Below are 24,769 nucleotides of genomic sequence, written 5' to 3'. Positions count from 1 at the left end.
CTTCTTACCACGGGCCGTCAGCGATTCGCTACCAGATGTGCGCCGAACAGCACATAGCAACCACCCGCAAAGCGGTCGAGCCACTTGCGCGAACGGCTGTAGAGGTTGGCCATGCGCTCGCTGGAAAACACCAGGGCTACGCTGGAGTACCAACTGAAAGACAAGGTGGCCATGGTGATCACCGCCAAGGTCAGCAGCATCGGCGACGGCGAAGGTGGCATGGTGGAGGCAAAGATAGTGGCCACGAACAGCGCGGCCTTGGGGTTGGACAGGTTACCCAGCAACCCCAGGCGCCACGCAGAGAACAGTGAGCGGCGAGGTTCGTCCGGCAGCAGGTTCTGGCCCATGGCCGGCGCGGAGCGTTTGAACAGTTTCAGCCCGAGGTAGATGAGGTAACAGCCACCGATGATCTTGAAGGCCAGGTACAGCATCGGCGCGGCAGTAAACAGCGACTTGATCCCCAGGCCGCCCGCCAGCCCCCACAGGACAGTACCGGTGGCTACGCCGGCCGACGCCACTACGCCATGGCGACGCGAACAACTGGCGGCCAATTGCGCCGTGTTGAAGAAGTTGGGGCCGGGTGTCACCACCGCCACGGTCCACAGCAGGGCCAGTGATACCAGTGGCGCCGTTAGGCGGGGTTGAGAAAATCCATGGGGGCAACTCCATCAGCGCAGGGCACGAATGGCGATCATAGGCCCCGCCACTGAGCTGCACAATCGTACAAGACACCGGCAGACAGGGAATGCAAGACTGGGTTACCGTATTTCCACCTCAATTTGTGACAAGCCACCATGGGCCATCCCACCTCGCCCCTCGATTGGATGCACCGCGCCCCACACGCCAGCGGCATGGACCGCATCGAGGCGTACTTTGCCGGCTTCGCGTTCGACCCGCATCGCCATGACACCTACGCCATTGGCCGTACGTTGTTCGGCGTGCAGAGTTTTCATTATCGCGGCTGCATGACTCACAGCCTGCCCGGCACCACCATGGTGATTCATCCTGACGAGACCCATGACGGTCGCGCCAGCAGTGTGGAGGGCTTCCGGTATCGCATGATCTACGTGGAGCCGGCGCTTATCCAGCAGATCCTCGGCGGCAAGCCTTTACCGTTCATTCCCAATGGCCATACCACCGACCCGCGCCTGTTTCGCGCGAGTGAAGTGCTGTTGCAGAACCTGGATTGCCCGATTGATCCGTTGCAAGAACAGGATGCGATGTACGACGTTGCCCAAGCGCTGAGCGAAGCCTCGGGCGTCATCGTCAGCCGCAAGACCTTCGACTACGTCGCCGCCGAACGTGCGCGGGAATTTATCCACAGCGCCCTGGGCCGCAGCATTACTTTGGATGAAATGGCCGACCACGCCGGGCGTGACCGCTGGGCGTTGTCGCGAGATTTTCGCTTGTTGTTCGGCACCAGCCCCTACCGCTACCTGACGATGCGCCGCCTGGACCTGGTACGCAGCCTGCTGGCCCAAGGCACATCGCTGGTAGACGCCGCGATGACCGCCGGTTTCACCGACCAGAGCCACATGACCCGGCAGTTTCGCAGCACCTACGGCATGCCGCCGTCGCGTTGGGTGAAGATGCTGGGTCGCTGAAAATGACCTGCTTTGAAATGCGGTCAATGTGGGAGCTGGCTTGCCTGCTCCCACATTGACCTAGGTTGTTTCCAGAAACGTGGCCGGCTTAAGACTGCTTCCCTTAAGCCTTAGCGCCAAGATAGCCCCCACCAACGCAATCCCCGCGCTCCACCACAACGCCAGCTCAATCCCTCCGGCATTGGCCACCGACACCAGCACCGCCAGCCCCAGCGCGCCACCAATCTGCTGGCTGGTGGACGCCATCCCTGCCGCCACCCCCTGCTCTCCAGGCCGAATACCCAGGCCCGCCGCTACCCACATTGCTGTCCACGTCATGCCTTGGCCGATGCTCAAGATGAATATCCCCGGCAGCAACGACCAAAAACCCACCCCAGTCGGCAACGCCCAGCACACCAGCGCAATACCCACCGCGCCCGCCAGTTGCCCGCTGACCAGCGTATGACGCAGGCCAATCCTGGCCAACGAACGCTCGGCCAGCCAGATCCCGAAGGTGCACACCAGCGTCGCCGGCAAAAACGCCAGGCCTGCCTGCAACACGCTGTAGCCGTAGACCTGCTGGTAATACAAGGCAAGGAAGTAGTACTGCACGCCAAAGCTGCTCATGAACACCGCCGTCAGCACCATGGCCATGCGCAGCTCGCGGTAGGCGAACAACCGCAACGGCATCAGCGGGTCGCGCCCGCGATGTTCGATCCAGGCGAACAGCCCCAGCAATGCTGCGGCAGAGGCGATGCACCCCAGGGTTCGCGGGGCCACCCAGCCCCACTCCGGGCCTTGCACCAAGGAGAACACCAGCAAGGTGCCACCGACGGTCACGGTCAACGCGCCGCTGATATCAAAGTTGCGCCCCTTGGCCCGTTCGCCATCGGCCGGAATCCAATAACGCGCCGCCCACGCACAACCACCGGCCAGCGGCACGTTCACCAGGAACACCGCTTCCCACCCCCACACCTGCGTCAGCACACCGCCGAGCAGCGCGCCCAATGCCAAGCCTGCCGCCGACGCGGCGCTCCACACCGCAAATGCACGGTTACGCTCTGGCCCTTCGGCGTAGTGGGTGTTGATCAATGCCAAGGTTGCCGGAAACAACAACGCCCCACCCACGCCCTGCACCGCCCGCGCCAGCACCAGCAACATCGCGCTGCCACCGAGCACCGCTGCCAGGGACGACAGCGCATACAGCGACTGGCCCACCCGGTACAGCCGACGCTTTCCGAGCAGGTCCGTGGCCCTTCCACCCAATAACAGGAAACCGCCAAACGCCACGCTGTAGGCGCTGACCACCCACTGCAGTTGCTGGGCGGAAAAATCCAGGTGGCTGCCGATCTGCGGCAAGGCGACAAACACGATGGTCGCATCGAGGGCGATGATCAGTTGCGCAGTGGCCAGCAGCAACAGCATCAGGCCAGAGGGTCGAGAGGGAGACATCACAGCGTCCTGTCCGAAAATGAAGGGCGCCAGTGTCTTTCATGCCCAGCAGATGATAAATAGCCATATCACTCTTTCAGTAATGACTTTAATCATGGATCTGAATGCTGTTCGTTTGCTCGTCCGCGTCGCCGAAACCCGCAGCTTCACGCGCGCTGCAGGAGACCTTGGGCTGACCCAATCCGGACTGTCCCGCGCTATTTCCCGCCTGGAAAGCGAACTGGGTGTGCGCCTGCTGCAACGCAATACCCGCAGCGTCAGCCTCACGCCCGACGGGCAGATGCTCTACGAGCGCAGTGCGCCATTGCTGGCGGAACTGGCCGAAGCCGAAAAGCTCATGCTTGATCGACGCAGCACCCCGTCAGGCCTGTTGAAGATCAGCACGCCGTCACTGTTCGGGCGCAAAGTGGTGATGCCAGTCATCGGCGAGCTGACGTTGCGCTACCCCGAGTTGCGCATTGAAGCGGTGATGACCGACCGCCTGGTAGATATCGTCGACGAGGGCTTCGACGCCCTGCTGCGCACCGGCGAGATTCAGGACCAACGCCTGATCGCTCGCTCCCTGACGCCGCTGCGCTGGGTCACCGTCGCCGCCCCTGCCTACCTCGCCCGCTTCGGCACCCCGCACAGCGTCGATGACCTGAAGAACCACAACTGCCTCACCGTGCGTAACTTGCGCAGCGGGCGCATGGTGGATTGGCAGTTCATGCTGGAAGGCAAGGTGCAAGACGTGAGCGTCGAAGGACGGCTGATCTTTGATATCGGCGACGCGCTGGTGGACGGCGCCGTGGGCGGGTTTGGTATCGCCCAAGTGATGGATTTTGCGGTGCGCGACGATCTGGAGACCGGACGGCTGGTGCCGGTGCTGGAAGCCTTCGCCGGGCGCAGCCGAACGATCTCGTTGGTGTATCCGCCGTCGCGGCAGTACTCGCCAAAACTGATGGCGTTTGCCGACGCACTGGCAAACGCCCGCTGGTAAGGCTTACAACTGGCGCCCGGTAATCGGCTCGCCGATGGTCAGGAAGTTGCCGCCCGCGATGTGATGCAAGGTGCGCAATTGATCGTGGCCCTCGAAGTGCCAATGCCCTTCGCTGAACACGCGTTCGTCGGCATAGGCCGCGACCACTTCGCCGAGGAACAGGTCATAGGTTTGCTGGTTGTGGGGCTCGGGCAGCAGACGGCACTCCAGCCAAGCGACGCAACCTTCCAGTAGCGGTGCTTCGGTGTGCTCGCCGTTGAACGTCTGTAGGCCATAAGTGGCGAATTTGTCCGTCTCGGCACCGCTGGTGTTGCCCACCGTTTGCACCAGGTCGGCCTGGGCTACGCACGGCACTTGAAGCACAAAGGTGCCAGCGCCTTCCAGCAGTTGGCGGGTCCAGGTGGCCTTGTCCAGCACCACCGCGACTTTCGGCGGTTCGAAATCCAGCGGCATGGCCCAGGCGGCGGCCATGATATTGCGCCGGCCATTGTGCGCAGCGCTCACCAGCACGGTCGGGCCGTGATTGAGCAAACGGTAGGCCTTGGACAGTGGAACGGGGCGACGGTGGGTAGGGCTCATGGACAGTCGGCTCTTCAAGCGAGAAAAAACCTACGATACCTGAGCCCTACGCTCAGCTCGACAGTTGATTGGCGAACTGACCGACAGCGCTGACGACTTTTTGCGCGCCGTCCTGGATCTCCACAATGACCGTGCCCGCCTCGGCCGCCAGGGCCAGGCCTTGCTCGGCTTGCAGACGCCCGTCGGTCATCAGGGTGACCGCATCGCGCGCCATGTCCTGGTTCTGACGCACCACGCCAACAATCTCCTCGGTCGCCTTGCTGGTCCGTGAGGCCAGTTGGCGAACCTCATCGGCCACCACCGCAAAACCTCGGCCCTGCTCACCGGCACGCGCGGCCTCGATGGCGGCGTTGAGCGCCAGCAAGTTGGTCTGCTCGGCAATCCCGCTGATGGTCTTGACGATGGTGCCGATCACTTGGGATTGAGCATTCAGTGCCTCAATGCCTTCACCGGCCTGTTGCATGTGCTTGGCCAGGTCGCGCATCACATCCACCGCCTGCGTCACCACGGTGGTGCCGCGCTGGGCGCAGTTATCGGTTTGCAGCGAGGTGCTGTAGGCAATGTTCGCGGCTTCGGCGACGGCTTGCTCCTGGTTGACCTGGTCGGTGATCACGGTGGCGAACTTGACCACTTTGTACAGGCGATCCGTGGCGTCCAGTACCGGGTTATACGTCGCCTCCAACCACACCACGCGGCCGTGGCTATCCACGCGCTTGAAGCGAGCGGCCACAAACTCGCCGTTATTCAACCGTTTCCAGAACTCCTGGTACTCGGTGCTGTTGGACTCTTGCGGGTCACAGAACATGCGGTGATGTTTGCCTTGGATCTGCGCCAGGCTGTAACCCATGCCACTCAAAAAGCGGTCGTTGGCGGTAAGCACATGCCCCGCCAGGTCAAACTCGATCACCGCCGTGGAACGCACCAGTGCCGTGATCAGGTTTTCATGCTCACGCGAGGCTTCAATCGTGCGGGTGAGGTCACTGGAGAAAATCGAAAACTGCTTGATGCGCCCATCGGAACCGCGCACCGGCTGCACGATGGAGCGCAGCCAGGCTTCCTGACCATTGCCGCGCATCAGGCGCACGGTCCCGGCAAAGTGTTCACCGCGCACCAAGGCGTTCTTGAAGCGCTGCTGGAACTCATCCTTGCGCACATGAGCCGGCGCCAGGTCTTCGATAGGGCGCCCCAGCAGTTGAGTGCTCTGGTAGGCCAACTCCTGCAGGAAATTGCTGTTGGCCCATTCAACACGGCCTTCGGCATCCAGCGTCAGGCACAGCATTTCGCTTTCCAGGCTCTCCTTCACCTGTTGCATGCTGGACAATTCTTCGCGAAGAGCCGACAGCTCCTGCTTCAAACGGGTGTTGAACATTGGGCACCGATGGTCAATTAGGCAGAGTGATCTGACCTGCATCGGCCCTGCGGGCGTTTTCTGAAGAGCACTTTAGCGCTGCGCCCAACTCTTTTTTTGGATCCATCAACCCCCGTTGTTTCGGCATACACCCATCACTTGATACTCCAGGGTATTGAGCTTGCCGTTGGAGTCTTCATACGTCATGCGCGACGGCACCGGATTGCACGAGCGAATCGGCGGGGTGACGTTGACCACCTTGGCAATGTCCAGCTTCATGCCGTAGCGATAGGTCTGGACCACCGGCGCAGGCCGCCCGTTCTTTTCGGCATACGCCTCCATCGCTCGCTGATTGCGCTCCATCATCTGCGCAAACGTGCGATCGCCACCGCCCTCGGCCAACGCACCGAATGACAAGACGGCCGTTAATACACCCAGGCTAAGTTTATAAAAGTTCATCACAGGTTCCTCGACTGAAAGTTCAGTGCCGAGAGTAACCAGCGAACCCTGACGCGATGTTCACCAGAACATTACTTATTTGTTAGGTGGGCACAACGTTCCAGAATTGTAATGTTCGTGCAACGAACGCGTTACCTGCCATTTGCAACTATCGGCCCGGGCCATATCAATAAGAACGCCCACCTCATAAGAAGCTGATCACTGCCAATACCGAGGAGCGCAACATGCACACTGTTTATTACACCCTTCCCTTTTCATTGATTGCCGCACTGCCACTGGCCGCCGCCGCGCTGGAAGACAAGCCCAAAGGGTTTATCGAAGGCAGCAGCGTGAACCTGCTGACGCGCAATTTCTATTTCAACCGCGATGACCGCAAAGGCCAGTCCAGCCCTACCGGCAACGGCTATTCCGAAGCCTGGGCGCAGGGGCTGATCGGCAGGTTCGAATCCGGCTTCACCCAGGGCACCGTCGGTTTTGGCCTGGATGCGTTTGCCATGTACGGCCTGAAACTCGACTCTGGCACCGGCCGCAGCGGCGGCAAGGGTTCGTTCGGCGTACTGCCGGTGGACAGCGACAACCACCCCGAAAGCAGCTACAGCAAAATCGGCGGCGCCGCGAAACTGCGCGTGCTCGACACCGTCGTCAAGGCGGGCGACGTATTCCCACTGACGCCTGTGGTGGCCTACGGTGACTCGCGCCTGTTGCCGGAAAGCTTTCGTGGTGTGACCGCGCAAAACACCAGCCTGGAAGGGTTGAGCCTGCAAGGCGGGCGCCTGAGCGGCATGAGCCAGCCCACCGAAAGCGGCATGAACAAAGGGTTTGCGACGTTTTACGCCGGCAAGGTCGACTCGCCCTGGATCGGCTATTTCGGCGGCGACTACACGGTAAACAAACACCTCAGCGTGAGCCTCTACAGCAGCCGTTTGAAGGATGCGTGGGATCAGTATTACTTCGGCAGCGCCGCCAGCTACCCGCTGAACGACGACGTCTCGCTGTTCGGCGATTTCAACTATTACAAGGCCGTGGACGAAGGCAAAAAACTGCTCGGCGAGTTCGACAACAACATCTGGAGCGCCCGCTTCGGCGTCAAGGTCGGCGCCCACAGCGTGGCCGTGTCGCACCAGCGCAACAATGGCGATGATGACTTCGACTACTTGCGCCAGTCGGACTCGATCTTCCTCAACAACTCGATCCAATACAGCGACTTCAACTCGCCCAAGGAGCGTTCCTGGATGGTGCGCTACGACTTGGACATGCAGCCGTTCGGCATTCCCGGTCTGTCGTTCATGACCCGCTACGGCAAGGGCACCGGCGCGGATTACAGCAACGCAAATGCGGTGTATATGCGCCGCGATGCGGCGGGCGACCCGCTCACCGATCAACGTCGCTGGGAGCGCGATATCGAGGCCAAATATGTGGTGCAAAGTGGCCACTTGAAGGATTTGTCCCTGCGCTTGCGCCAGGCCACGGTGCGCTCCAGCGCGTTTGAGTCAGACCTGGAAGAAGTACGCCTGATTGCCGAATACCCGCTGGCAGTTTTGTGAGTCATTACATTCGGTCGCGTTTAACTAACATCTGTTCACAAATAGCCTGTTATCAAAACTGTAATATTGGCCTCACCTTCTCGTTAAGTTGAACTTCGTACACTGGCTTCAACTTGCAACACCGAGCACATTCATCTCTGAAGCTTTTGTGTAGCTCCTTTGGAAAGAGATGGATTTTTAACGCCCCATTGGGGCGTTTTTTTTGTGCTCGCTTAGTTGCGACCGATGGTCGCAGTTGACCTTGAAGTCACTTCACGGTTCAGACTTTCCCGACTCCCCCAACAACACCTTCCATAAGGAAATGGATCCCCCCTTCTCTTTTCGAAAAAGGTAAATCCCCCATGCGTATCCTTGTGGTCGAGGACGAGCAAAAAACCGCGGCCTACCTGCAACAAGGCCTCAGTGAAAGCGGCTATGTGGTCGACTGCGCTGCCAACGGTATCGACGGCCTGCACCTGGCCGGGCAACACGCCTACGAACTGGTGATCCTTGACGTCAACCTGCCCGGCAAGGATGGCTGGGAAGTGCTGGACCACTTGCGCCGCACCGGCAGCCAACGCGTGATGATGCTCACGGCACGCGGCCGACTGGACGACAAGATCAAGGGCCTGGACATGGGCGCCGATGATTACCTGGTCAAGCCCTTCGAGTTTCCCGAACTGCTGGCTCGGGTGCGCACCCTGTTGCGCCGCAGTGAACATATTCCGCAGCCGGATGTGTTCCGTGTCTCGGACCTGGAACTGGACCCGCGCCGCCATCGCGCCTATCGCGGCAGCCGGCGGATCGACCTGACCACCAAGGAATTCGCCCTGCTCCAGGTGTTGATGCGCCAGACCGGCGAAGTGATGACCCGCACGCAGATCATCTCCCTGGTGTGGGACATGAATTTCGATTGCGACACCAATGTGGTGGAAGTCTCCATCAGCCGCCTGCGGGCCAAGGTGGATGACCAGAGCGAGGTCAAGTTGATCCACACCATTCGCGGCGTAGGCTACGTGCTGGAGGCGCGCCCATGAAGACCAGCAGCTTGTCGATGCGCCTGGGGCTGACCGTCAGCCTGATGGGCGCCGGCCTGGTGGTGTTGCTGGCGACCCTGGCCTATCTGGCCCTGACCTTTGAGCTGGAAAAACTCGCGCGCAAGGGCCTGGAAAGCAAAATGGAGCAGATCCAGCACAGCTTGGCGCAAGGCCTCGACACCCGCGCCATTCGTGCGCGCCCGCATGCGCTGATGGACCTGGTGATGGGCCACGACAACTTCTACCTGACCATCGTCGCCACTGCGCCCGATGACAGGGTGTTGCTGAGCGTTGGCGCTAAACCACAAGAGCCGTTGCTCACCACTTATGCCCACCGGGAAACCCTGGGTTACCTCAATTGGGAAGACAGTTTCGGCAATCAGGTGCTCAGCGCCTCCAGCCTGATGCGCCTGGCCAGTGGCGAGCGGGTGCGCGTGTTGCTGTCCCTCGACCGCATGGACGACCAGGCTTTGCTCAGTGCCTACCTGCGCGCCACGGTGATCGCCTTGCCGATGCTGTTGATCCTGATCGGCATGGGCGCCTGGTGGTTGGTGCAGCGCGGCTTGGCGCCGTTGAAGCAGTTCAGCCAAGTGGCGGCCAAAGTCACCACCCAGGACCTGACCCATCGCTTGGCGGTTGATAACCTGCCCTTTGAACTGGGCGAATTGGCGCAAGGTTTCAACGTAATGCTCAAGCGCCTGGACGCGGGGGTGCAGCAGCTTTCGCAGTTTTCCGACGACCTCGCCCACGAATTGCGCGCGCCCCTGACCAACCTGATGGGCAAGGCGCAGGTGACGCTTTCGCGCCAGCGGCCGCCCGATGAATACAAGGCCGTGCTGGAGTCCAACACCGAGGAGCTGGAGCGCCTGGCGCGCATCGTCTCCGACATGTTGTTCCTGGCCCAGGTCAGCCACCCGGCGGCACGGGCTTCGTTCATGCCTGTGTCGCTGGCAGATGAAGCGCAGCGGGTGATGGAACTGTTCGCCCTGAGCGCCGAGGACAAACAACTGAGCCTGACCCTCAGTGGCGATGCCCAGGTGCACGGTGACCGCCTGATGATCCAGCGCGCTCTCTCCAACCTGCTGTCCAATGCCATCCGCCACAGCCCGCAGGGCGCGCATATTTCGCTGCTGGTGGAAGCCTATGACGGCCACGCCTCGATATCGGTCAGCAACCCCGGCGCCGGCATCGAAGCGCACCACCTGCCGCACCTGTTCGAGCGCTTCTACCGCGTCGACAGCAGCCGCGCCCGCACCGAAGGCGGCACCGGCCTGGGGCTGGCCATCGTGCGTTCGATCATGATCCTGCACCAGGGGCAGGCCGAAGTACGCAGCCTGCCCGGTGGGTTTACGTTGTTTCGGTTGGTGTTTCCTCTTCCTTGCGATGCGCCCACTGGTATAGCGCCGGCAGCACCAGCAAGGTCAGCAGCGTCGAGGAAATAATCCCACCGATCACCACCGTCGCCAGCGGCCGTTGCACTTCGGCGCCGGTGCCGGTAGCGAGCGCCATGGGGATAAACCCGAGGGAGGCCACCAGCGCCGTCATCAACACCGGACGCAGCCGGGTCAGCGCGCCTTCGTTGATTGCCACCGTCAACGAACGCCCCTCCTCACGCAGGTTGCGGATAAACGCGATCATCACCAGCCCGTTGAGTACGGCTACGCCGGACAACGCAATAAACCCCACCCCCGCCGAGATCGACAGCGGAATATCCCGCAGCCACAGCGCCATGATCCCACCGGTCAACGCGAACGGAATGCCGGTGAACACCAGCAACCCGTCCTTGAGGTTGTTGAACATCATGAACAACAGCCCAAACACCAGCAGCAACGCCACCGGCACCACGATGCGCAGGCGCTCGGAGGCGTCCTTCAACTGTTCGAACTGACCGCCCCAGGTGGTCCAGTAACCGGCCGGCACGTTCACTTGCGCGATGATGGCAGCCTCGGCCTCGTCCACGAACGAGCCGATATCACGCCCGCGCACGTTAGCGCTGACAATGACCAAGCGCTTGCCGTTTTCGCGGCTGATCTGGTTCGGGCCGAGCACCAGATCCAGGCTGGCCACTTGCGACAAGGCGATAAAGCCCAACTCGCCGGACGCATTACCGGGCACCGGGATCAACAGGCGTGACAGCCCGTCGATGTCGGTACGCAACGCGTCGGACAACCGCACGACCATATCGAAACGCCGGTCACCTTCGTACAACGTACCGGCCTGACGGCCACCGACCGCGACGGCAATGGTGTCCTGCACATCGCCGACATTCAGGCCAAACCGTGCGGCCTTGTCACGGTCAATATTGATCGTCAGTACCGGCAGGCCGGACGTTTGCTCCACCTTCACTTCCGATGCGCCGTTGAGCTTTTGCAACGTTTCGGCGATCTCTCCCGCTGTCTTGTTCAGCACCGCCATGTCATCGCCAAACACCTTCACCGCCACATCGCTGCGTACACCGGAAATCAACTCGTTGAAGCGCAGCTGGATCGGTTGCGACAGTTCATACGTGCTGCCCGGCACAATCGCACTGGCGCGCTGGATATCGGCGATCAACGTCTCACGGGACTTTTTCGGATCGGGCCACTGGTCCTTCGGCTTGAGCATCACGTAGCTGTCGGAAATATTCGGCGGCATGGGGTCGGACGCAATTTCCGCCGTGCCGGTACGCGCGAACACCCGCTGAATTTCCGGTACCTGGGCCATCAAGGTTTTTTCCAGCTGCTGCTGCATCTGCACCGATTGCGTCAGGCTGGTGCCGGGCACGCGCAACGCCTGTTGGGCGAAGTCGCCTTCACTGAGGCTGGGGATAAACTCACTGCCCATGCGGCTGGCGACCAAACCCGAGCCGACGATGGTCAACACCGCCAAGCCAAACACCAGCGGTCGGCGCGCCATCACCCAATCCAGCACCGGCGCATAGGCGCGACGCGCGGTGCGCATCACCAGGTTTTCTCCTTCCTTGACTTTGCCAGTGACGAACAGCGCAATCGCCGCCGGCACGAAGGTCACCGACAGGATCATCGCCCCCAGCAAGGCGATCACCACGGTGAACGCCATCGGGTGGAACATCTTCCCGGCCACCCCGGTGAGGGCGAAGATCGGCAGGTACACCACCATGATGATCAGTTGCCCGAAGATCAGTGCGCGGCGCGCTTCCTTGGCCGCCGAAAACACTTCGTGCAGGCGCTCGCTGCGGGTCAATAATCGGCCGTGACGCTGTTGCGCATGGGCCAGCCGGCGAATGGCGTTCTCGACGATGACCACCGCACCGTCGACGATAATGCCGAAGTCCAGCGCGCCGAGACTCATCAGGTTGGCGCTGACTTTGTTGGTGAACATGCCGGTAAAGGTGAACAGCATCGCCAGCGGAATCACCATTGCCGTGATCAACGCGGCGCGGATATTGCCGAGGAACAGGAACAGCACCGCGACCACCAGCAGAGCGCCTTCGAAGAGGTTTTTCTTCACCGTGGCGATGGCTTTTTCCACCAGGTTGGTACGGTCGTAAACCGTGACCGCCACCACACCCTCTGGCAGCGAACGGTTGATCTCTTCAAGTTTTTTTGCCACCGCCTGGGACACGCTTCGGCTGTTTTCACCGATCAACATGAACACCGTTCCCAGCACCACCTCACGACCGTTCTCGGTGGCCGCGCCGGTCCGCAGTTCACGACCGATCTCGACGTGGGCCACATTGCGCACGCGAATCGGCGTGCCGTCCGAGGAGGTGATGACGATATTGGCGATGTCATCGATAGACGCCACCTGCCCTGGTGCACGGATCAACAACTGTTCACCGCTACGCTCGATATACCCGGCGCCGACGTTGGCGTTGTTGCGCTCAAGCGCCGTGACCAGATCATTCAAGGTCAGCTTGTAGGCCGCCAGACGCTTGGGGTCAGGGGCAATCTGGTATTCCTTGGCGAAGCCACCGATGGTGTTGATCTCAGCCACACCGGGCACGTTGCGCAGCTGCGGTTTGATGATCCAGTCCTGGATTACGCGCAGGTCGGTCGGCGTATAGGGCGTGCCATCCTCCTTGAGCGCGCCGTCTTCGGCTTCGACGGTCCACAGGAAAATTTCCCCGAGACCAGTGGAAATCGGTCCCATCGCGGTTTCGATACCCGGCGGCAATTGTTCGCGGGCCACTTGCAGGCGTTCGTTGACCAATTGACGGGCGAAGAACAGGTCGGTGCCGTCCTTGAAGATCACCGTGACCTGGGACAAACCCGAGCGCGACAGGGAACGGGTTTGCTGTAACCCCGGTAACCCGGCCATCGCGGTCTCGATGGGAAAGGTGATGCGCTGCTCGGTTTCCAGCGGCGAAAAACCGGCCGCTGCCGAGTTGATCTGCACCTGCACATTGGTAATGTCGGGCACCGCGTCGATGGGCAACTTTTGATAGCTGGCAATGCCGACTCCGGCCATCAACAGCACCGCCAGCAGCACGATGATGCGCTGCTCGATGGCGAATTGGATAAGGCGCTCAAACATGGGGAATCACTCGCAGGATCAATGGGCGTGCTCGGCCGAGCCTTTACCCAGTTCGGACTTGAGGATGAAGCTGCCAACCGTGGCCACCTGCGCGCCGGCGTCGAGGCCCTGGCGCACTTCGACGTAGCCGTCCTCGCTCACGCCTAACTCAAGGTGGCGCGTGACAAAACCGTGCTCGGTACGCTCGAACACCGAGGGTTTGTCCTCGATGGTCTGGATCGCGGCCTGGGGCACGGTGACCTTGGCCTGGTAGGTGTCGGTGGCCAGTTGCACGCTGACAAACAAGCCGGGGCGCCAGGCGTCATCGGGGTTGGGCACCGTCACGCGCACCGTGGCGGTCCGCGTCTGTTCACCCAGCAGGCTGCCGACGTAGGCCACGCTGCCACGCACGTCGGTGCCCATTTCGGTGGAAGTGACTTTCACGGTTTTACCGACGCGCACTTTGTTCAAGTCTTTGGGGAACACGCCAAAGGTGACCCACACCTGGGACAGGTCGGAGAGGGTGAAGGCGTTGCTGGTTTCGCTGACCACTTCGCCGACGCCCAGGTGTTTTTCCACCACGACACCGGCGAACGGCGCGCGCAGTTCATAGCGATTGCCGCCGACCAAGACGGCACTACCGCTGAGGGCGCTCATTTTCTGGCGCGCGTTGTTCAAGGCGATTTCGGCTTCTTGCAGGGTTTGGCGCGCCAGCAGGTAATCCTGCTCGGCGGAGATCTTGTCCTGCCACAACTGACGCTCACGCTGGAAGGTGGTGCGCGCCAGTTCGACCCGGCGTTCGCTGGCGGCCAACTCACTGCGCTGGTCGGAAATCTGCTGGCTGGCGATCACCGCCAACAGCTCACCTTTCTTTACCGACTGGCCGAGATTGACCTTCACCGCCTCCACCACACCGGCCGCACGGGGCACGATGTGCGAGGTGCGGTCTTCGTCGAACCGCACCTCTCCCGGCAGCGTCAGCATCGTGCTGAGCGTGCGCGGTTGGGCCTGGGCCAGTTGAATGCCGGCGGCCTGGATCTGCTGTTCGGTGAGCTCGAGTTCGCCTTCATCTTCATCGGCCTTTGCAAAGCCAGACAGCATCAGGCTCAAGGCGATGGCAAGCGCCACGCCGTGTGGTTTATTCATGGGTCACTCCTGGAGAAATCAAAACCGGGCGAGGTCGCCGTAGATCCGTTCGATGCGCACCCAGGCGTCGGTGGCCTGGGCGGTCGCCGTGAGGTATTGGGTGCGGGCCGCGATCAGGGTGCGCTGGGCGTCGAGCACGTCGAGGAAGTTGAACTTGCCCATTTCGAAGCCACGGGTAGCGCTGTCGACTGCGTTTTGTGCCGCCGGCAGGATCTGCTGGTTGAACGCACGCACCTCGGTATTGGCGGTTTGCCACAGGTCCAGTGCTTGTCGGGTTTCGGTACGCAGGCGCAGCTCGGCGGCATTGCGCAGGTCGCGCGCCTGGTCGGCGCGACGGCTGGCGGCGAGCACGTTGCCCTGGTTGCGGTTGAACAACGGGATGGGCATCGACACGCCCACCACGTTCACCCGCTCACGCACGCTGGCGTCGTATTGGCTGCCGATAGACACATCGAGATCGGGAATGCGCTGGGCTTTTTCCAGGCCTACGCTGGCCTCGTTCTGCAAGACCTGCAGTTCGGCCAGGCGCAACTCGGCAGTTTGTTCAAGGCGCGCCAACAGTAGCGCCGCCGCTGGCAGGACTGGAGTGGACTCACGTTGTGACGCGACTGCCTGGAAGTCCGGCGTGGCGCTGCCGGTGCTGGCGGCCAGGCGACGATAGGCATCGGTGAGGCCAATCTGCGCACGGTTCAGTTCCAGGCGTATTTCCGAGAGTTGCACCTGAGCGCGTGTGGCCTCTACGGGCGATGACTTACCTGCGCTGACGCGACCGTTGGCAACGACTAGGCCGCGCTCGGCCAACGCCAGGGAGCGCTGCGCCAGATCAAGCCGTTCCTGGGCACGCAGGGCCGCGTAATAACTGTCGATTACGTCGGCGCGCAAGCCATTGCGGCGCTGCTCCAGGGTCAATGCGGCGGCATCCTGGGCGCGTGTGGCCACGTCGATGCGAGCCCCCCGTTTGCCGCCCAGTTCAAGCGTTTGGCTGAGTTTGATCGTGGTAGTGCGGCTATCACGGCGAGTGTCTTCGGCATCCCAGGAGACCACCGGGTTGGGGATCAAACCGGCCTGCTGGCGACCGCCCTCAGCGATATCGATTTCCCAGCGGGCTGCGGCCAGCTCGGGGTTGTTGGCAAATGCGTTTTGCAGGGCTGTATCGAGGGTCAGTGTTTGTGCCTGAACGGCACTGGCGGTCACCCAGAGCAGCGTCGCCACAAGGAGGTTTCTAACGGAAATTGCCATAACGAGAGTTCCAGGCCATGAAGTCGAAGCCGGGGCAATGTAGCGTTCGCGACTTATCAGGGCGGTGGAGGGAAGATTACAAATACGACAGCAATGGCTCTGCGGCGGGCGTTGGCGACGACTACCGCTGATCGCACCAAAACGGTACACCGGCACTTGGCCAGTGCGGGATCAGGTATGCTTTTCGAGCAGGAAACAAAAAGAAACAAATTCCCCTACCTGTTCGATAAGGAGTCCCGCTTTGGAGTTATCGACTGCCGCGTGGATGGTTCACGACACCCGTCTCATGTTTTGCGTGTTGCTGGCCATCGCCAGCATCATCGTGCTGATCAGCGCGACCAAATTACCGCCATTTCTGTCGATCCTGATCGGCACCTTCATCGCCGGCGTCGGCGCCGGGCTGCCACCGGAAGAAGTGGCCAAGGCCTTCAGCAAAGGCGCGGGGGCGATCCTCGGCGAGGCCGGGATCATCATTGCCCTGGGCTCGATGCTTGGCGCGCTGATGGCAGAGTCCGGTGCTGCCGACCGCATCGCCACCACGTTGCTCGGGCTGGGCAAGGGCAAGTCCTTGCCGTGGGTGATGGCGCTGGTGGCGATGGTGATCGGCCTGCCGCTGTTCTTCGAAGTGGGCCTGGTGATGATGGTGCCGATCATCTTTGTGATGGCCAAGCGCTCGAACCAACCGCTGCTGAAAATCGCCATTCCCGCACTGGCCGGCATGACCACGCTGCACGCCCTGATGCCTCCGCACCCAGGGCCGTTGATTGCGGTGGGCGCGTTGCACGCCGACCTGGGCCTGACCATGTTGCTGGGCTTCTGCCTGGCGGTGCCGGCAGTGATACTGGCGGGCCCGATCTACGGCAACTGGCTGTCCAAGCGCCTGCACGTAGATGAACCAGCCGACATCGGCGCGCTGTTCAGCGCACCGCCCAAGGCACCGCGCCAGCCGAGTTTTGCGGTGTCGTTGCTGATCATCTTGCTGCCGGTGATTTTGATGCTCGGCAGCACCTTGGCCAAAGTCGCCATGTCGCCGGAAAGCCCAGTGGCGCTGACCTTGAAATTCCTTGGTGAACCGCTGATCGCCCTCGGCCTGGCCGTGATCGCTGCCGTGATCTGCCTGGGCTGGGCCGCCGGCATGCCGCGTAGCGACGTTGGCAACACCCTGCGCAAAGCCCTCGCCCCCATCGCCGTGTTGCTGCTGACCATCGGCGCCGGCGGCGGACTCAAGCAAACCCTGCTGGACGCGGGCGTGAGTCAAACCATCAGCAAAGTCGCCGAAGGCGCGCACATGCCGTACCTGCTGCTGGCGTGGCTGATCGCCGTCGCCCTGCGCCAGGCCACCGGCTCGGCCACCGTCGCCACCACCACGACCGCGGGCATCCTCGCGCCAATGATGATGGGGCTGGCCGCCACCCAAAGTTCATTGGTAGCGCTGGCCATTGGCGCAGGCTCGGTGTTCTTCTGCCACGTCAACGACGCCGGCTTCTGGATGGTGCGTGAGTACTTTGGCCTGCAGCTGAAGCAGACGATCTGGGTGTGGTCGGTGCTGCAGACCATCGTTTCAGTGGTCGGCTTGGTGGGTACGCTGCTGCTCTGGCACTTCCTGACGTAAACCTAGGCTGCCAAGGTGTGGCGCTTACCAAACAGCGCCACACTCATCACCCCCACCGCCCCCATCACCAGGCAATAGCCCACGCAAATCCACGGGCTGGTCGGCATCAGCGCAATCAACAGCAGTGGCGTGGTACTCGCCCACAGCGCGTACGCAATGTTGTAGGTAAAGGAAATTCCCGACACCCGCACCGGCGCCGGAAACAACCCGACCATCACCGACGGCACCGCGCCCACCACCCCACAACTCAAGCCCGCCACGGCATACGCCGCGCCCAGCCAGATACCACCGCTGATCAGGCTGGCGTACAACACCGCAATTCCCACTGGCAGCAACAGGCTGTAGACCAACACTGCGCGCCAAGCACCGATGCGATCCACCAGCAGGCCGGCAAGAACGCAGCCGATATTCAGGAACACAATACCCAGCGCACTCAAGGCGAAGGTGTGGCTGGGGCTCATGCCGAAGGTTTTTTGCATCATGGTCGGGGTGATGACCACGAGCACCACCACGGCGGAGGTGAGTACGCAGGTGAGGATCATCGCCGGTAGCAGCACGGCGCGGTGGTCGCGCAATACGGTGCGCAGTGGCATTTCGGCGGCGGCTTGGCGGCGGGCCTGCATTTCGAGGAACACCGGGGTTTCGCTGAGCCAGCGCCGCAGCCATACGCCGATCACGCCGAACACGCCGCCCAGCAGGAAAGGCAAGCGCCAGGCGTAGTCGAGAATCTCGGCAGGCGTAAAGACTTGCGCCAGCAGCGTGGCGGTCACTGCGCCGAGCAGGTAGCCGAAAGTCAGCCCCGCCTGTAGGAAACCCAGCGCGTAACCGCGATGGCTCCTTGGCGCGTGCTCGGCGACGAAGGTCCAGGCGCTGGGCACTTCGCCGCCCACGGCGGCACCTTGCAATACACGCAGCACCAGCAGGATCAGCGGTGCGAAATAACCGATTTGCGCGTAGGTGGGCATGATCCCGATCAGCAGGCAGGGCAACGCCATCATCAGGATGCTCAGGCTGAATACGCGCTTGCGCCCAAGGTGATCGGCGAAGTGCGCCATCAGGATGCCGCCCAATGGGCGTGCCAGATAACCGGTGACGAAGATGCCGAAGCTTTGCAGCAAGCGCAGCCACTCGGGCATTTCCGGAGGGAAAAACAGTTGGCTGAGGGTCAGCGCAAAGAATACGAAGATGATGAAGTCGTAGATTTCCAGCGCGCCGCCCAGGGCGGCCAGGCCCAGGGTTTTGTAGTCGGAGCGGGAAAAACGCTGCGCCTGTGGGGAAAAGGTGGCAGTCATGGTGAGGCTCGGCAGACAAACAAAATGGCGTGCAGGTTATGAGCTGAGCAGGATGATGGCAATCGCGACAGATATATTTGTTTTCCTCATGGATCGATGAAGATAACTGCATTCCCATATCAAGGAGCGTAGCGGAACATGCCGGAAAACTGCCTGCCCCCTAATAACTATAAGAGGAATGACTCGTGGCCGATGCTATCGAAGAAAGCCGCTATGCCCGCTTTGCCCTGCGCTGCTCCAACTTCGCCGAACGCTGGTTTCCTGACTCCTGGGTGTTTGCCGCCCTCGCCGTGATCATTGTCGCCGTGGCGACCCTGGGCATGGGCGCAGCACCGACCGAGGCCGCCAAGGCTTTTGGTGATGGGTTCTGGAGCTTGATCCCGTTCACCATGCAGATGGCCTTTGTGGTGATCGGCGGTTATGTGGTCGCCAGCTCGCCGCCTGCGGTGAAACTGATTGATCGCCTGGCGCGTATCCCCAAGAACGGCCGCTCCGCCGTGGCGTGGGTGGCGTTGATCTCCATGGTCGCCTCCTTGCTGAACTGGGGCCTGTCGTTGGTGTTCGGCGGTTTGCTGGTGCGCGCGTTGGCGCGTCGTACGGATCTGCGCATGGATTACCGCGCTGCCGGTGCCGCAGCCTATTTGGGCCTCGGTGCGGTGTGGGCCTTGGGGTTGTCATCGTCGGCCGCGCAGTTGCAGGCCAACCCGGCCAGCCTGCCGCCGTCGATCCTGTCGATCACCGGGGTGATCCCGTTCACCGACACGATCTTCCTGTGGCAATCGGGCGTGCTGTTGCTGGCACTGATTGTGGTGTCGCTGATCATCGCCTACGCCACCGCGCCCGGCCCGAACAGCGCGCGTGATGCCAAGGCATGTGGCGTCGACCCGGCGTTCAACTTGCCCAAGATCCATGCGCCGACTCGTCCTGGTGAATGGCTGGAGCACAGCCCGCTGCTGACGATTTTGCTGGCATTGCTGGCGGCCGGTTGGTTGTTCCACGAGTTCTCGACCAAACCGGCGATCAGCGCCATCTCGGGGCTGAACACCTATAACTTCCTGTTCATCATGGTCGGCGCATTGCTGCACTGGCGCCCGCGCAGCTTCCTCGATGCGGTGGCCCGTGCGGTGCCAACCACCACCGGCGTGCTGATCCAGTTCCCGCTGTACGGCTCGATTGCCGCGCTGATGACCGTGGTCAAGGGCGGCGACGGCCAGACGCTGGCGCACCATATCTCAACCTTCTTTACCTCCATCGCCTCCCACGACACTTATGCGCTGTTGATGGGCGTGTACTCGGCGGTGCTGGGCTTCTTTATTCCATCGGGCGGCGGTAAGTGGATCATCGAAGCGCCGTACGTGATGCAAGTGGCCAATGACCTGCAATACCACCTGGGCTGGGCGGTGCAGATCTACAACGCCGCTGAAGCGTTGCCGAACCTGATCAACCCGTTCTATATGCTGCCGTTGCTGGGGGTACTGGGGTTGAAGGCGCGGGACTTGATCGGCTTTTCGTTTGTGCAGTTGCTAGTGCACACGCCGCTGGTGTTGTTCCTGCTGTGGGCGTTGGGGACGACGTTGAAGTATTTGCCGCCGGTGATGCCGTAATCAAAAAATGACGCATCTGTTGTTACAGCAGATGCGTCATGCAGGAGAATCAGGAAGGCGTTTCAGCAAATCGGGTAATGCACTTTGAATGGTGTCCCAAACTACGTCGAGGTTGATATCAAAGTAACCATGTGCGATCCGATTGCGCATCCCACGCATGCTGCGCCAGGGTATCTGAACATGAACCGCGGTGAAATCCGGGTGCAGGTCCATGATTTTGGTCGATGCTTCACCAATAATGATCAGACTCATCACAACCGCTTGCTGAGTGCGCCTGTCTTCCAAAAACTCATCTTTGCTCAGCCCTTCGACAAAGCTGATCGCGTCACTGGCAGCCTGTCTGATGTGATCCAGATAATCCCCGAGCCGGCTCAACGTCATACAGGCCGAGCCTCTGCCAGTACATTTGCGCGAAACTTCAACGGTAAATCGGCGGGAGTCAGTAAGTCGACGTTGACGCCGAGCAAATCCTCAAGCTCGATCTGAAGCCCACCCAAATCAAAAAGAGTCGTCCCCGGAGGAGCATCAACCAAGAGGTCCAGATCACTGCCTTCTTGATCGGTACCCAGCAGGACAGATCCAAAAACTCTAGGATTTGAGATTCGAAAACGAGCCACGATTTCTCTGACAGCTGTTCGTTGTAAATCAAGGGCAGTCGAGGGTTTCACGGTTCACCTCAGCGATATCCATTATCGAAGCAGTCTAGCAGCGCTGGCCGCCTGTAGACACATGTGGCTCATCGCTTCACCGGCCTGATCTTCTACAACATCTGAGTATGTGAAATGCCGACCCGGTGAAAGCACTCATTCTGATCGAGCGCGTGGGCTTATCTCATCACAAACAACGACAACCCCTGACTCCCCCCACCAACACCTTTGATTAACCTGACTCGGATTGCCATCCACAGCACACCGAGGAAGATCCGATGACGCCCCTGTCCAAATCACTGGAAGACATGCTCACTGACATTTACAAGGACGACCGTGTCTCGTTCGTGGAGTACAGCACGTTGCGAGACGATGCCGACCGCCGCATGGCCGCCGTTATCAAGGAGTTTGGCCTGCATAACAACGTGAAGGCGTTCCAAAAAGCGATGGATGTCGCCATGCAGTTGTTGCAGACCAGCGTCATCGACGCGAAAAAAGCCGAGCTGACCGATACGGGCGAGGCAATCGTCAAAGATGCCCTCACGGCCCAGGTGGAGTACCTGCGTGCAGGCAGTCACTTGGCACTGCGTCTGCTCTAGATCAAACAGCTGTCTTCGTTCCGTCACATTGCATTGCTACCGTCCTGCGAAATATCTTGCAACACCTCGCCAGGGACTCCCCGCAATGACCGATGAGCACGAAGACCGCCCTTCTCCCGATTCCGCAGCCCAAGCGCCAGTAGATACCAGCCGTCGGCGTTTCCTGGGAGGCGCGGCGGTGCTGGGGGTCGGCGCGACCTTGAGTGCCTGCGGCAATGCCAATGAGACACCGGGCAAACCGGTGGCGCGGCCGCTCACGCCCCAAGAGCTGGACAAGGCCCTGCACGACCAGGTCAAAACCGTGGTGGTGATCTACGCCGAGAACCGCAGTTTCAACAACCTATTCGCGGATTTCCCTGGTGTTGAGAAACCGCTGTCGGCCCTTTCCGCAGCAGACGCCCAGCAACGTGACCGCGACGGCAGCCTGTTGACCACCCTGCCTCCGGCCTGGGGCGGTGTATTGCAAGTCGGCCCGCAAAGCGTGGACGGGGTGACGTACCCCAGCGAAGTGCAATTCCAGGAAAACCTGCCCAACGCGCCGTTCGCCCTCAAGGGCCCAAACGCCGAGGACCTGCCCTTGAGCCTGGTCACCCGCGACTTGTGGCACGTGTTCTATCAGAACCAGATGCAGATCAACGGCGGCAAGAACGACAACTTTGTGGCCTGGGCGGATTCGGGTGGCCTGGTGATGGGCTATTACGCCCAGAGCCGTTATTCCCTGCGCCTGTGGGATGTGGCCAAGGAATTTGTGCTCTGCGATAACTTCTTCCAGGGTGCCTTCGGTGGCTCGTTTCTCAACCACCAGTACCTGATCAGCGCCACCGCGCCGTTTTACCCGAATGCCGCGCAGTCGGTGGCCAAGGCGCAGATCGCCACGCTGCAAAGCGATGACCCTACCGACCCACGCCTCAAACCACTGGAAAAATCCCCGGCCAGCGCCATGACGGGCGCGCCACAGTTCGGCCCCAGTGCGCTGACCCCGGATGGCTACGGCGTGAACACCCTGGCCCCGCCCTACTGGCCGACCTGGATCCGCGACCCGGAAAACCCGGACTACTCAAAGCCCGATCTGCCAAACGTGCTGGTGCCGCAAACCCACGAACATATCGGCGACAAGCTGTCGAAAAAGAACGTCGACTGGGCTTGGTACGCTGGCGCTTGGCAGGCCACCCTGGACCAGTTCAAGGATTCGGGCGGTATTCCGAAGATCCCGAACTTCCAGTACCACCACCAGCCGTTCAATTATTTCAAACAACAGGGCCCGGAGAACCGCGCTGAGCGTGACAAGCGCCTGCGTGATGGCGGCTTGGGTGATGAGGCAAGCACCAATAAATTCTTCGCCAATGCCCAGGCTGGCAAGCTGCCTGCGGTGAGCTTCTACAAACCGCAGGGCAACCTGAACATGCACGCCGGTTATGCCGACGTGGCCTCGGGTGACCGCCATATCGCTCGCGCCTTGAAGGTGCTGCAGGAAAGCCCGCAGTGGAAAAACATGGTGGTGGTCGTGACCGTCGATGAAAACGGCGGCTGGTGGGACCATGTGGCACCTCCAAAAGGCGACCGCTGGGGCCCTGGCACGCGGATTCCGGCGCTGGTGGTGTCGCCGTTTGCGCGCAAAGGGACAGTGGACCATACGGTCTACGACACCGCGTCGATCCTGCGCTTGATCACCCGCGTGTTCCAGCTTGAAAAGCTCGAGGGTCTCAAGCAGCGTGACGACGCCATGACCGCCCGCGGCCAGAAACCCATGGGCGACTTGAGCAATGCCTTGCAGTTCGACGTGTAGGTTTTCTTATCCAATAGCGACACGCCGGGCGATTTAGCACGCGGGTTCGCTGGTCAGACGCTACTGTGAAGGGGTGGGCTTTCACCCCGCGCAGACGGGCTTTCGCTGACAAGGAACCAAGCATGTTTATACCGACCAGGTTGTCCTTCACCCTGGCCGCACTTTTGGCCAGTGCGGTCGTACAGGCCAATATCGAGGTCCCCCTGGGTAGCACGCAACGTGTCACCCAGTTGTTCGCTTTCCCCAATAATTGCAACGTGATCTGCTTTCGAGCATGGACGCTGGAGCAGACCGCCGAGCATTATCTGAACCAGAGCCTGCAACGTGACGGCTACAGTCGTGCCAAGGTCAGCGTGAAGAGCCACGATGGCGAGGTCACGGCAACCTTCACCGGCGTCCCCGACAGCTATGGCCAGCCGCTGACCACGCTGCTGAACACCGCCGACCTGGCCTACCAAGGCGCGAGCAAACTCAACAGTGACGGCAAGTGGGCCTATAACTGGTACCTGTTCCTGCCGCTGGGCATGGCGCTGGAGAACCGTAAAAGCATCGAATTGCTGCACTTCCCGCCGGATTATTCGCTGACCCAGGCCCAGGATTACCTGGAATCGGCTACCACCGACCGCTGGGCCAGCCTGCTGACCGACAATGGCATTCCGGCCACCGAAACACCGGCCTTCCAGACCATCATCGATATCGCTCCCATCGCCGCGCCTTCCAACGCTGGCAAGGACCTGGAGAACGTCTACGGCTACTTCACCGACTACCAGACACGCATGGTCAAGGAGCTGAGCCTGCACCCCAAAGGTTCATTGCCGATGGTTGCGTTCGGCGCGCCGGTGCGCAGTTGGATCAAACAACACTATGGGCAGACCGTTGGCATACTCGGCCTGGCACAAATCAGCCCGGAAGATGGCAAGACTGTTTCGGTGTTGGGCGCCAACCACCCGAGTTACATCTGGTACGCCGCTGACCCCGCAACCTACGACGGTAATGAACAGAAAGCCGATGAGGCCGGTTTAAAAGTGATGAGCCAGGACTTGAGCGCCGCCTGCTGGCAGGCCGGGATGGGGCAGAAACCCGCAAGCGATCCAAATGTATTGCTCAAGGCGTGCATGAATACCTGGCAGGTCACGCGCAAGGAACAGACTTGTGAGTTGTTCTACACCTCGGTGCGCAGCCTGACCCCGGAACAGGCAAACGCCAAATGCGCCATGCCGGCCATCAAAACGCAGCTCAAACAACTGAAGAACCCCGCCCCAGAAGCTTCGCTCAGCGAACCGGCGCTTTGACGCCCACGAAAAAAAACCGATTGCTACTGTCATAGTTGACAGTAGCAATCGGTTTTGACATCAGCGAGTCTTTAGACGGGCCCATCCGCTGCAAGACTGGCAGTAAGACACTATCGACA

Annotated in this window: 20 protein-coding genes and 2 pseudogenes; 10 read left to right on the top strand and 12 right to left on the bottom strand. The window is 61.0% G+C overall.

Annotation, left to right across the window (positions count from 1 at the left end; genetic code table 11):
* Positions 1 to 17 precede the first annotated feature (17 nt).
* Positions 18 to 590: a LysE family transporter gene (locus tag CFE47_RS27230; protein WP_502695526.1), complete on the bottom strand. Its 573-nt coding sequence runs from the start codon at positions 588 to 590 to the stop codon at positions 18 to 20.
* 204 nt (positions 591 to 794) lie between these two features.
* Here CFE47_RS27230 and CFE47_RS27225 point away from each other — a divergent pair, with 204 nt between their 5' ends.
* Positions 795 to 1,604, top strand: a complete 810-nt coding sequence (locus CFE47_RS27225; RefSeq protein WP_185708242.1) for an AraC family transcriptional regulator — start codon at positions 795 to 797, stop codon at positions 1,602 to 1,604.
* A 60-nt stretch (positions 1,605 to 1,664) separates the two neighbouring features.
* Here the strand turns inward: CFE47_RS27225 and CFE47_RS27220 are convergent, their stop codons facing one another.
* Positions 1,665 to 3,008 carry an MFS transporter gene (locus tag CFE47_RS27220; protein WP_286841833.1) on the bottom strand — a complete coding sequence of 448 codons (1,344 nt, stop codon included), beginning with the start codon at positions 3,006 to 3,008 and terminating at the stop codon, positions 1,665 to 1,667.
* A gap of 121 nt (positions 3,009 to 3,129) precedes the next feature.
* On the opposite strand from CFE47_RS27220, the gene CFE47_RS27215 reads away from it, so the two are divergent.
* A complete protein-coding gene (locus CFE47_RS27215) occupies positions 3,130 to 4,014 on the top strand; it encodes a LysR family transcriptional regulator (protein ID WP_286841775.1) in 885 nt (294 codons plus the stop codon).
* 3 nt (positions 4,015 to 4,017) lie between these two features.
* Here CFE47_RS27215 and CFE47_RS27210 read toward each other — a convergent pair whose 3' ends face one another.
* The 4 genes and pseudogenes from CFE47_RS27210 to CFE47_RS27200 form a co-directional block, all read right to left on the bottom strand.
* Positions 4,018 to 4,593, bottom strand: a complete 576-nt coding sequence (locus tag CFE47_RS27210) for a flavin reductase family protein (protein WP_286841773.1) — start codon at positions 4,591 to 4,593, stop codon at positions 4,018 to 4,020.
* A 52-nt stretch (positions 4,594 to 4,645) separates the two neighbouring features.
* Positions 4,646 to 5,077, bottom strand: a pseudogene (locus CFE47_RS31910) (methyl-accepting chemotaxis protein); the annotation flags it as partial.
* 108 nt (positions 5,078 to 5,185) lie between these two features.
* Positions 5,186 to 5,872: pseudogene (locus tag CFE47_RS31905) on the bottom strand (PAS domain-containing protein); the annotation flags it as partial.
* A gap of 195 nt (positions 5,873 to 6,067) precedes the next feature.
* Positions 6,068 to 6,400 carry a DUF2790 domain-containing protein gene (locus tag CFE47_RS27200; protein ID WP_185708238.1) on the bottom strand — a complete coding sequence of 111 codons (333 nt, stop codon included), beginning with the start codon at positions 6,398 to 6,400 and terminating at the stop codon, positions 6,068 to 6,070.
* A gap of 224 nt (positions 6,401 to 6,624) precedes the next feature.
* Between CFE47_RS27200 and CFE47_RS27195 the strand changes: the two genes are divergently transcribed.
* The 3 genes from CFE47_RS27195 to CFE47_RS27185 all read left to right on the top strand — a co-directional run bounded on the left by CFE47_RS27195 (position 6,625) and on the right by CFE47_RS27185 (position 10,402).
* Positions 6,625 to 7,944, top strand: coding sequence for an OprD family porin (locus CFE47_RS27195; RefSeq protein WP_286841770.1), 1,320 nt, complete (start codon positions 6,625 to 6,627; stop codon positions 7,942 to 7,944).
* A gap of 341 nt (positions 7,945 to 8,285) precedes the next feature.
* Positions 8,286 to 8,960 carry a heavy metal response regulator transcription factor gene (locus tag CFE47_RS27190; protein WP_286841768.1) on the top strand — a complete coding sequence of 225 codons (675 nt, stop codon included), beginning with the start codon at positions 8,286 to 8,288 and terminating at the stop codon, positions 8,958 to 8,960.
* Positions 8,957 to 10,402, top strand: a complete 1,446-nt coding sequence (locus tag CFE47_RS27185; protein WP_286841766.1) for a heavy metal sensor histidine kinase — start codon at positions 8,957 to 8,959, stop codon at positions 10,400 to 10,402. Before CFE47_RS27190 ends, CFE47_RS27185 begins: the two co-directional genes overlap by 4 nt.
* Here CFE47_RS27185 and CFE47_RS27180 read toward each other — a convergent pair.
* Genes CFE47_RS27180 through CFE47_RS27170 form a run of 3 tightly spaced genes read right to left on the bottom strand, consistent with a single transcriptional unit; the run spans position 10,308 to position 15,818 of the window.
* The gene (locus tag CFE47_RS27180; RefSeq protein ID WP_286841764.1) at positions 10,308 to 13,454 is read right to left on the bottom strand and encodes a CusA/CzcA family heavy metal efflux RND transporter; all 3,147 of its coding nucleotides are present in this window, start codon (positions 13,452 to 13,454) and stop codon (positions 10,308 to 10,310) included. The genes CFE47_RS27185 and CFE47_RS27180 overlap by 95 nt on opposite strands.
* An 18-nt stretch (positions 13,455 to 13,472) precedes the next feature.
* A complete protein-coding gene (locus CFE47_RS27175) occupies positions 13,473 to 14,579 on the bottom strand; it encodes an efflux RND transporter periplasmic adaptor subunit (RefSeq protein ID WP_286841762.1) in 1,107 nt (368 codons plus the stop codon).
* An 18-nt stretch (positions 14,580 to 14,597) separates the two neighbouring features.
* Positions 14,598 to 15,818 (bottom strand): TolC family protein, encoded by a 1,221-nt coding sequence (locus CFE47_RS27170; RefSeq protein ID WP_286841760.1) that lies wholly within the window; start codon positions 15,816 to 15,818, stop codon positions 14,598 to 14,600.
* Between the two features lie 241 nt (positions 15,819 to 16,059).
* Here CFE47_RS27170 and CFE47_RS27165 point away from each other — a divergent pair, with 241 nt between their 5' ends.
* Entirely contained in the window at positions 16,060 to 17,430 is a 1,371-nt protein-coding gene (locus CFE47_RS27165) for a GntT/GntP/DsdX family permease (protein WP_185708231.1), read from the top strand.
* Positions 17,431 to 17,432: 2 nt separating this feature from the next.
* Here the strand turns inward: CFE47_RS27165 and CFE47_RS27160 are convergent, their stop codons facing one another.
* Positions 17,433 to 18,722, bottom strand: coding sequence for an MFS transporter (locus CFE47_RS27160; protein WP_286841758.1), 1,290 nt, complete (start codon positions 18,720 to 18,722; stop codon positions 17,433 to 17,435).
* A 185-nt stretch (positions 18,723 to 18,907) separates the two neighbouring features.
* On the opposite strand from CFE47_RS27160, the gene CFE47_RS27155 reads away from it, so the two are divergent.
* Complete coding sequence (locus CFE47_RS27155; RefSeq protein ID WP_286841756.1) at positions 18,908 to 20,326, top strand: short-chain fatty acid transporter; 1,419 nt, start codon at positions 18,908 to 18,910, stop codon at positions 20,324 to 20,326.
* A gap of 36 nt (positions 20,327 to 20,362) precedes the next feature.
* On the opposite strand, the gene CFE47_RS27150 is transcribed toward CFE47_RS27155, so the two are convergent.
* Positions 20,363 to 20,707, bottom strand: a complete 345-nt coding sequence (locus tag CFE47_RS27150) for a HepT-like ribonuclease domain-containing protein (RefSeq protein WP_286841754.1) — start codon at positions 20,705 to 20,707, stop codon at positions 20,363 to 20,365.
* Positions 20,704 to 20,994, bottom strand: coding sequence for a nucleotidyltransferase family protein (locus tag CFE47_RS27145; protein WP_286841752.1), 291 nt, complete (start codon positions 20,992 to 20,994; stop codon positions 20,704 to 20,706). The genes CFE47_RS27150 and CFE47_RS27145 overlap by 4 nt, the downstream gene beginning before the upstream one ends.
* A 257-nt stretch (positions 20,995 to 21,251) precedes the next feature.
* On the opposite strand from CFE47_RS27145, the gene CFE47_RS27140 reads away from it, so the two are divergent.
* The 3 genes from CFE47_RS27140 (at position 21,252) to CFE47_RS27130 (ending at position 24,650) form a co-directional block, all read left to right on the top strand.
* Positions 21,252 to 21,572, top strand: coding sequence for a hypothetical protein (locus tag CFE47_RS27140; RefSeq protein WP_286841750.1), 321 nt, complete (start codon positions 21,252 to 21,254; stop codon positions 21,570 to 21,572).
* 85 nt (positions 21,573 to 21,657) lie between these two features.
* Positions 21,658 to 23,358: an acid phosphatase gene (locus CFE47_RS27135; protein ID WP_286841749.1), complete on the top strand. Its 1,701-nt coding sequence runs from the start codon at positions 21,658 to 21,660 to the stop codon at positions 23,356 to 23,358.
* A 122-nt stretch (positions 23,359 to 23,480) separates the two neighbouring features.
* Positions 23,481 to 24,650 (top strand): hypothetical protein, encoded by a 1,170-nt coding sequence (locus tag CFE47_RS27130; protein ID WP_286841747.1) that lies wholly within the window; start codon positions 23,481 to 23,483, stop codon positions 24,648 to 24,650.
* Positions 24,651 to 24,769 lie beyond the last annotated feature (119 nt).

The organism is Pseudomonas sp. PGPPP1 (genome assembly GCF_002255865.1).
GTDB classification, from domain to species: domain Bacteria; phylum Pseudomonadota; class Gammaproteobacteria; order Pseudomonadales; family Pseudomonadaceae; genus Aquipseudomonas; species Aquipseudomonas cremoris.
This window is presented reverse-complemented; position numbering and strand designations above follow the sequence as displayed.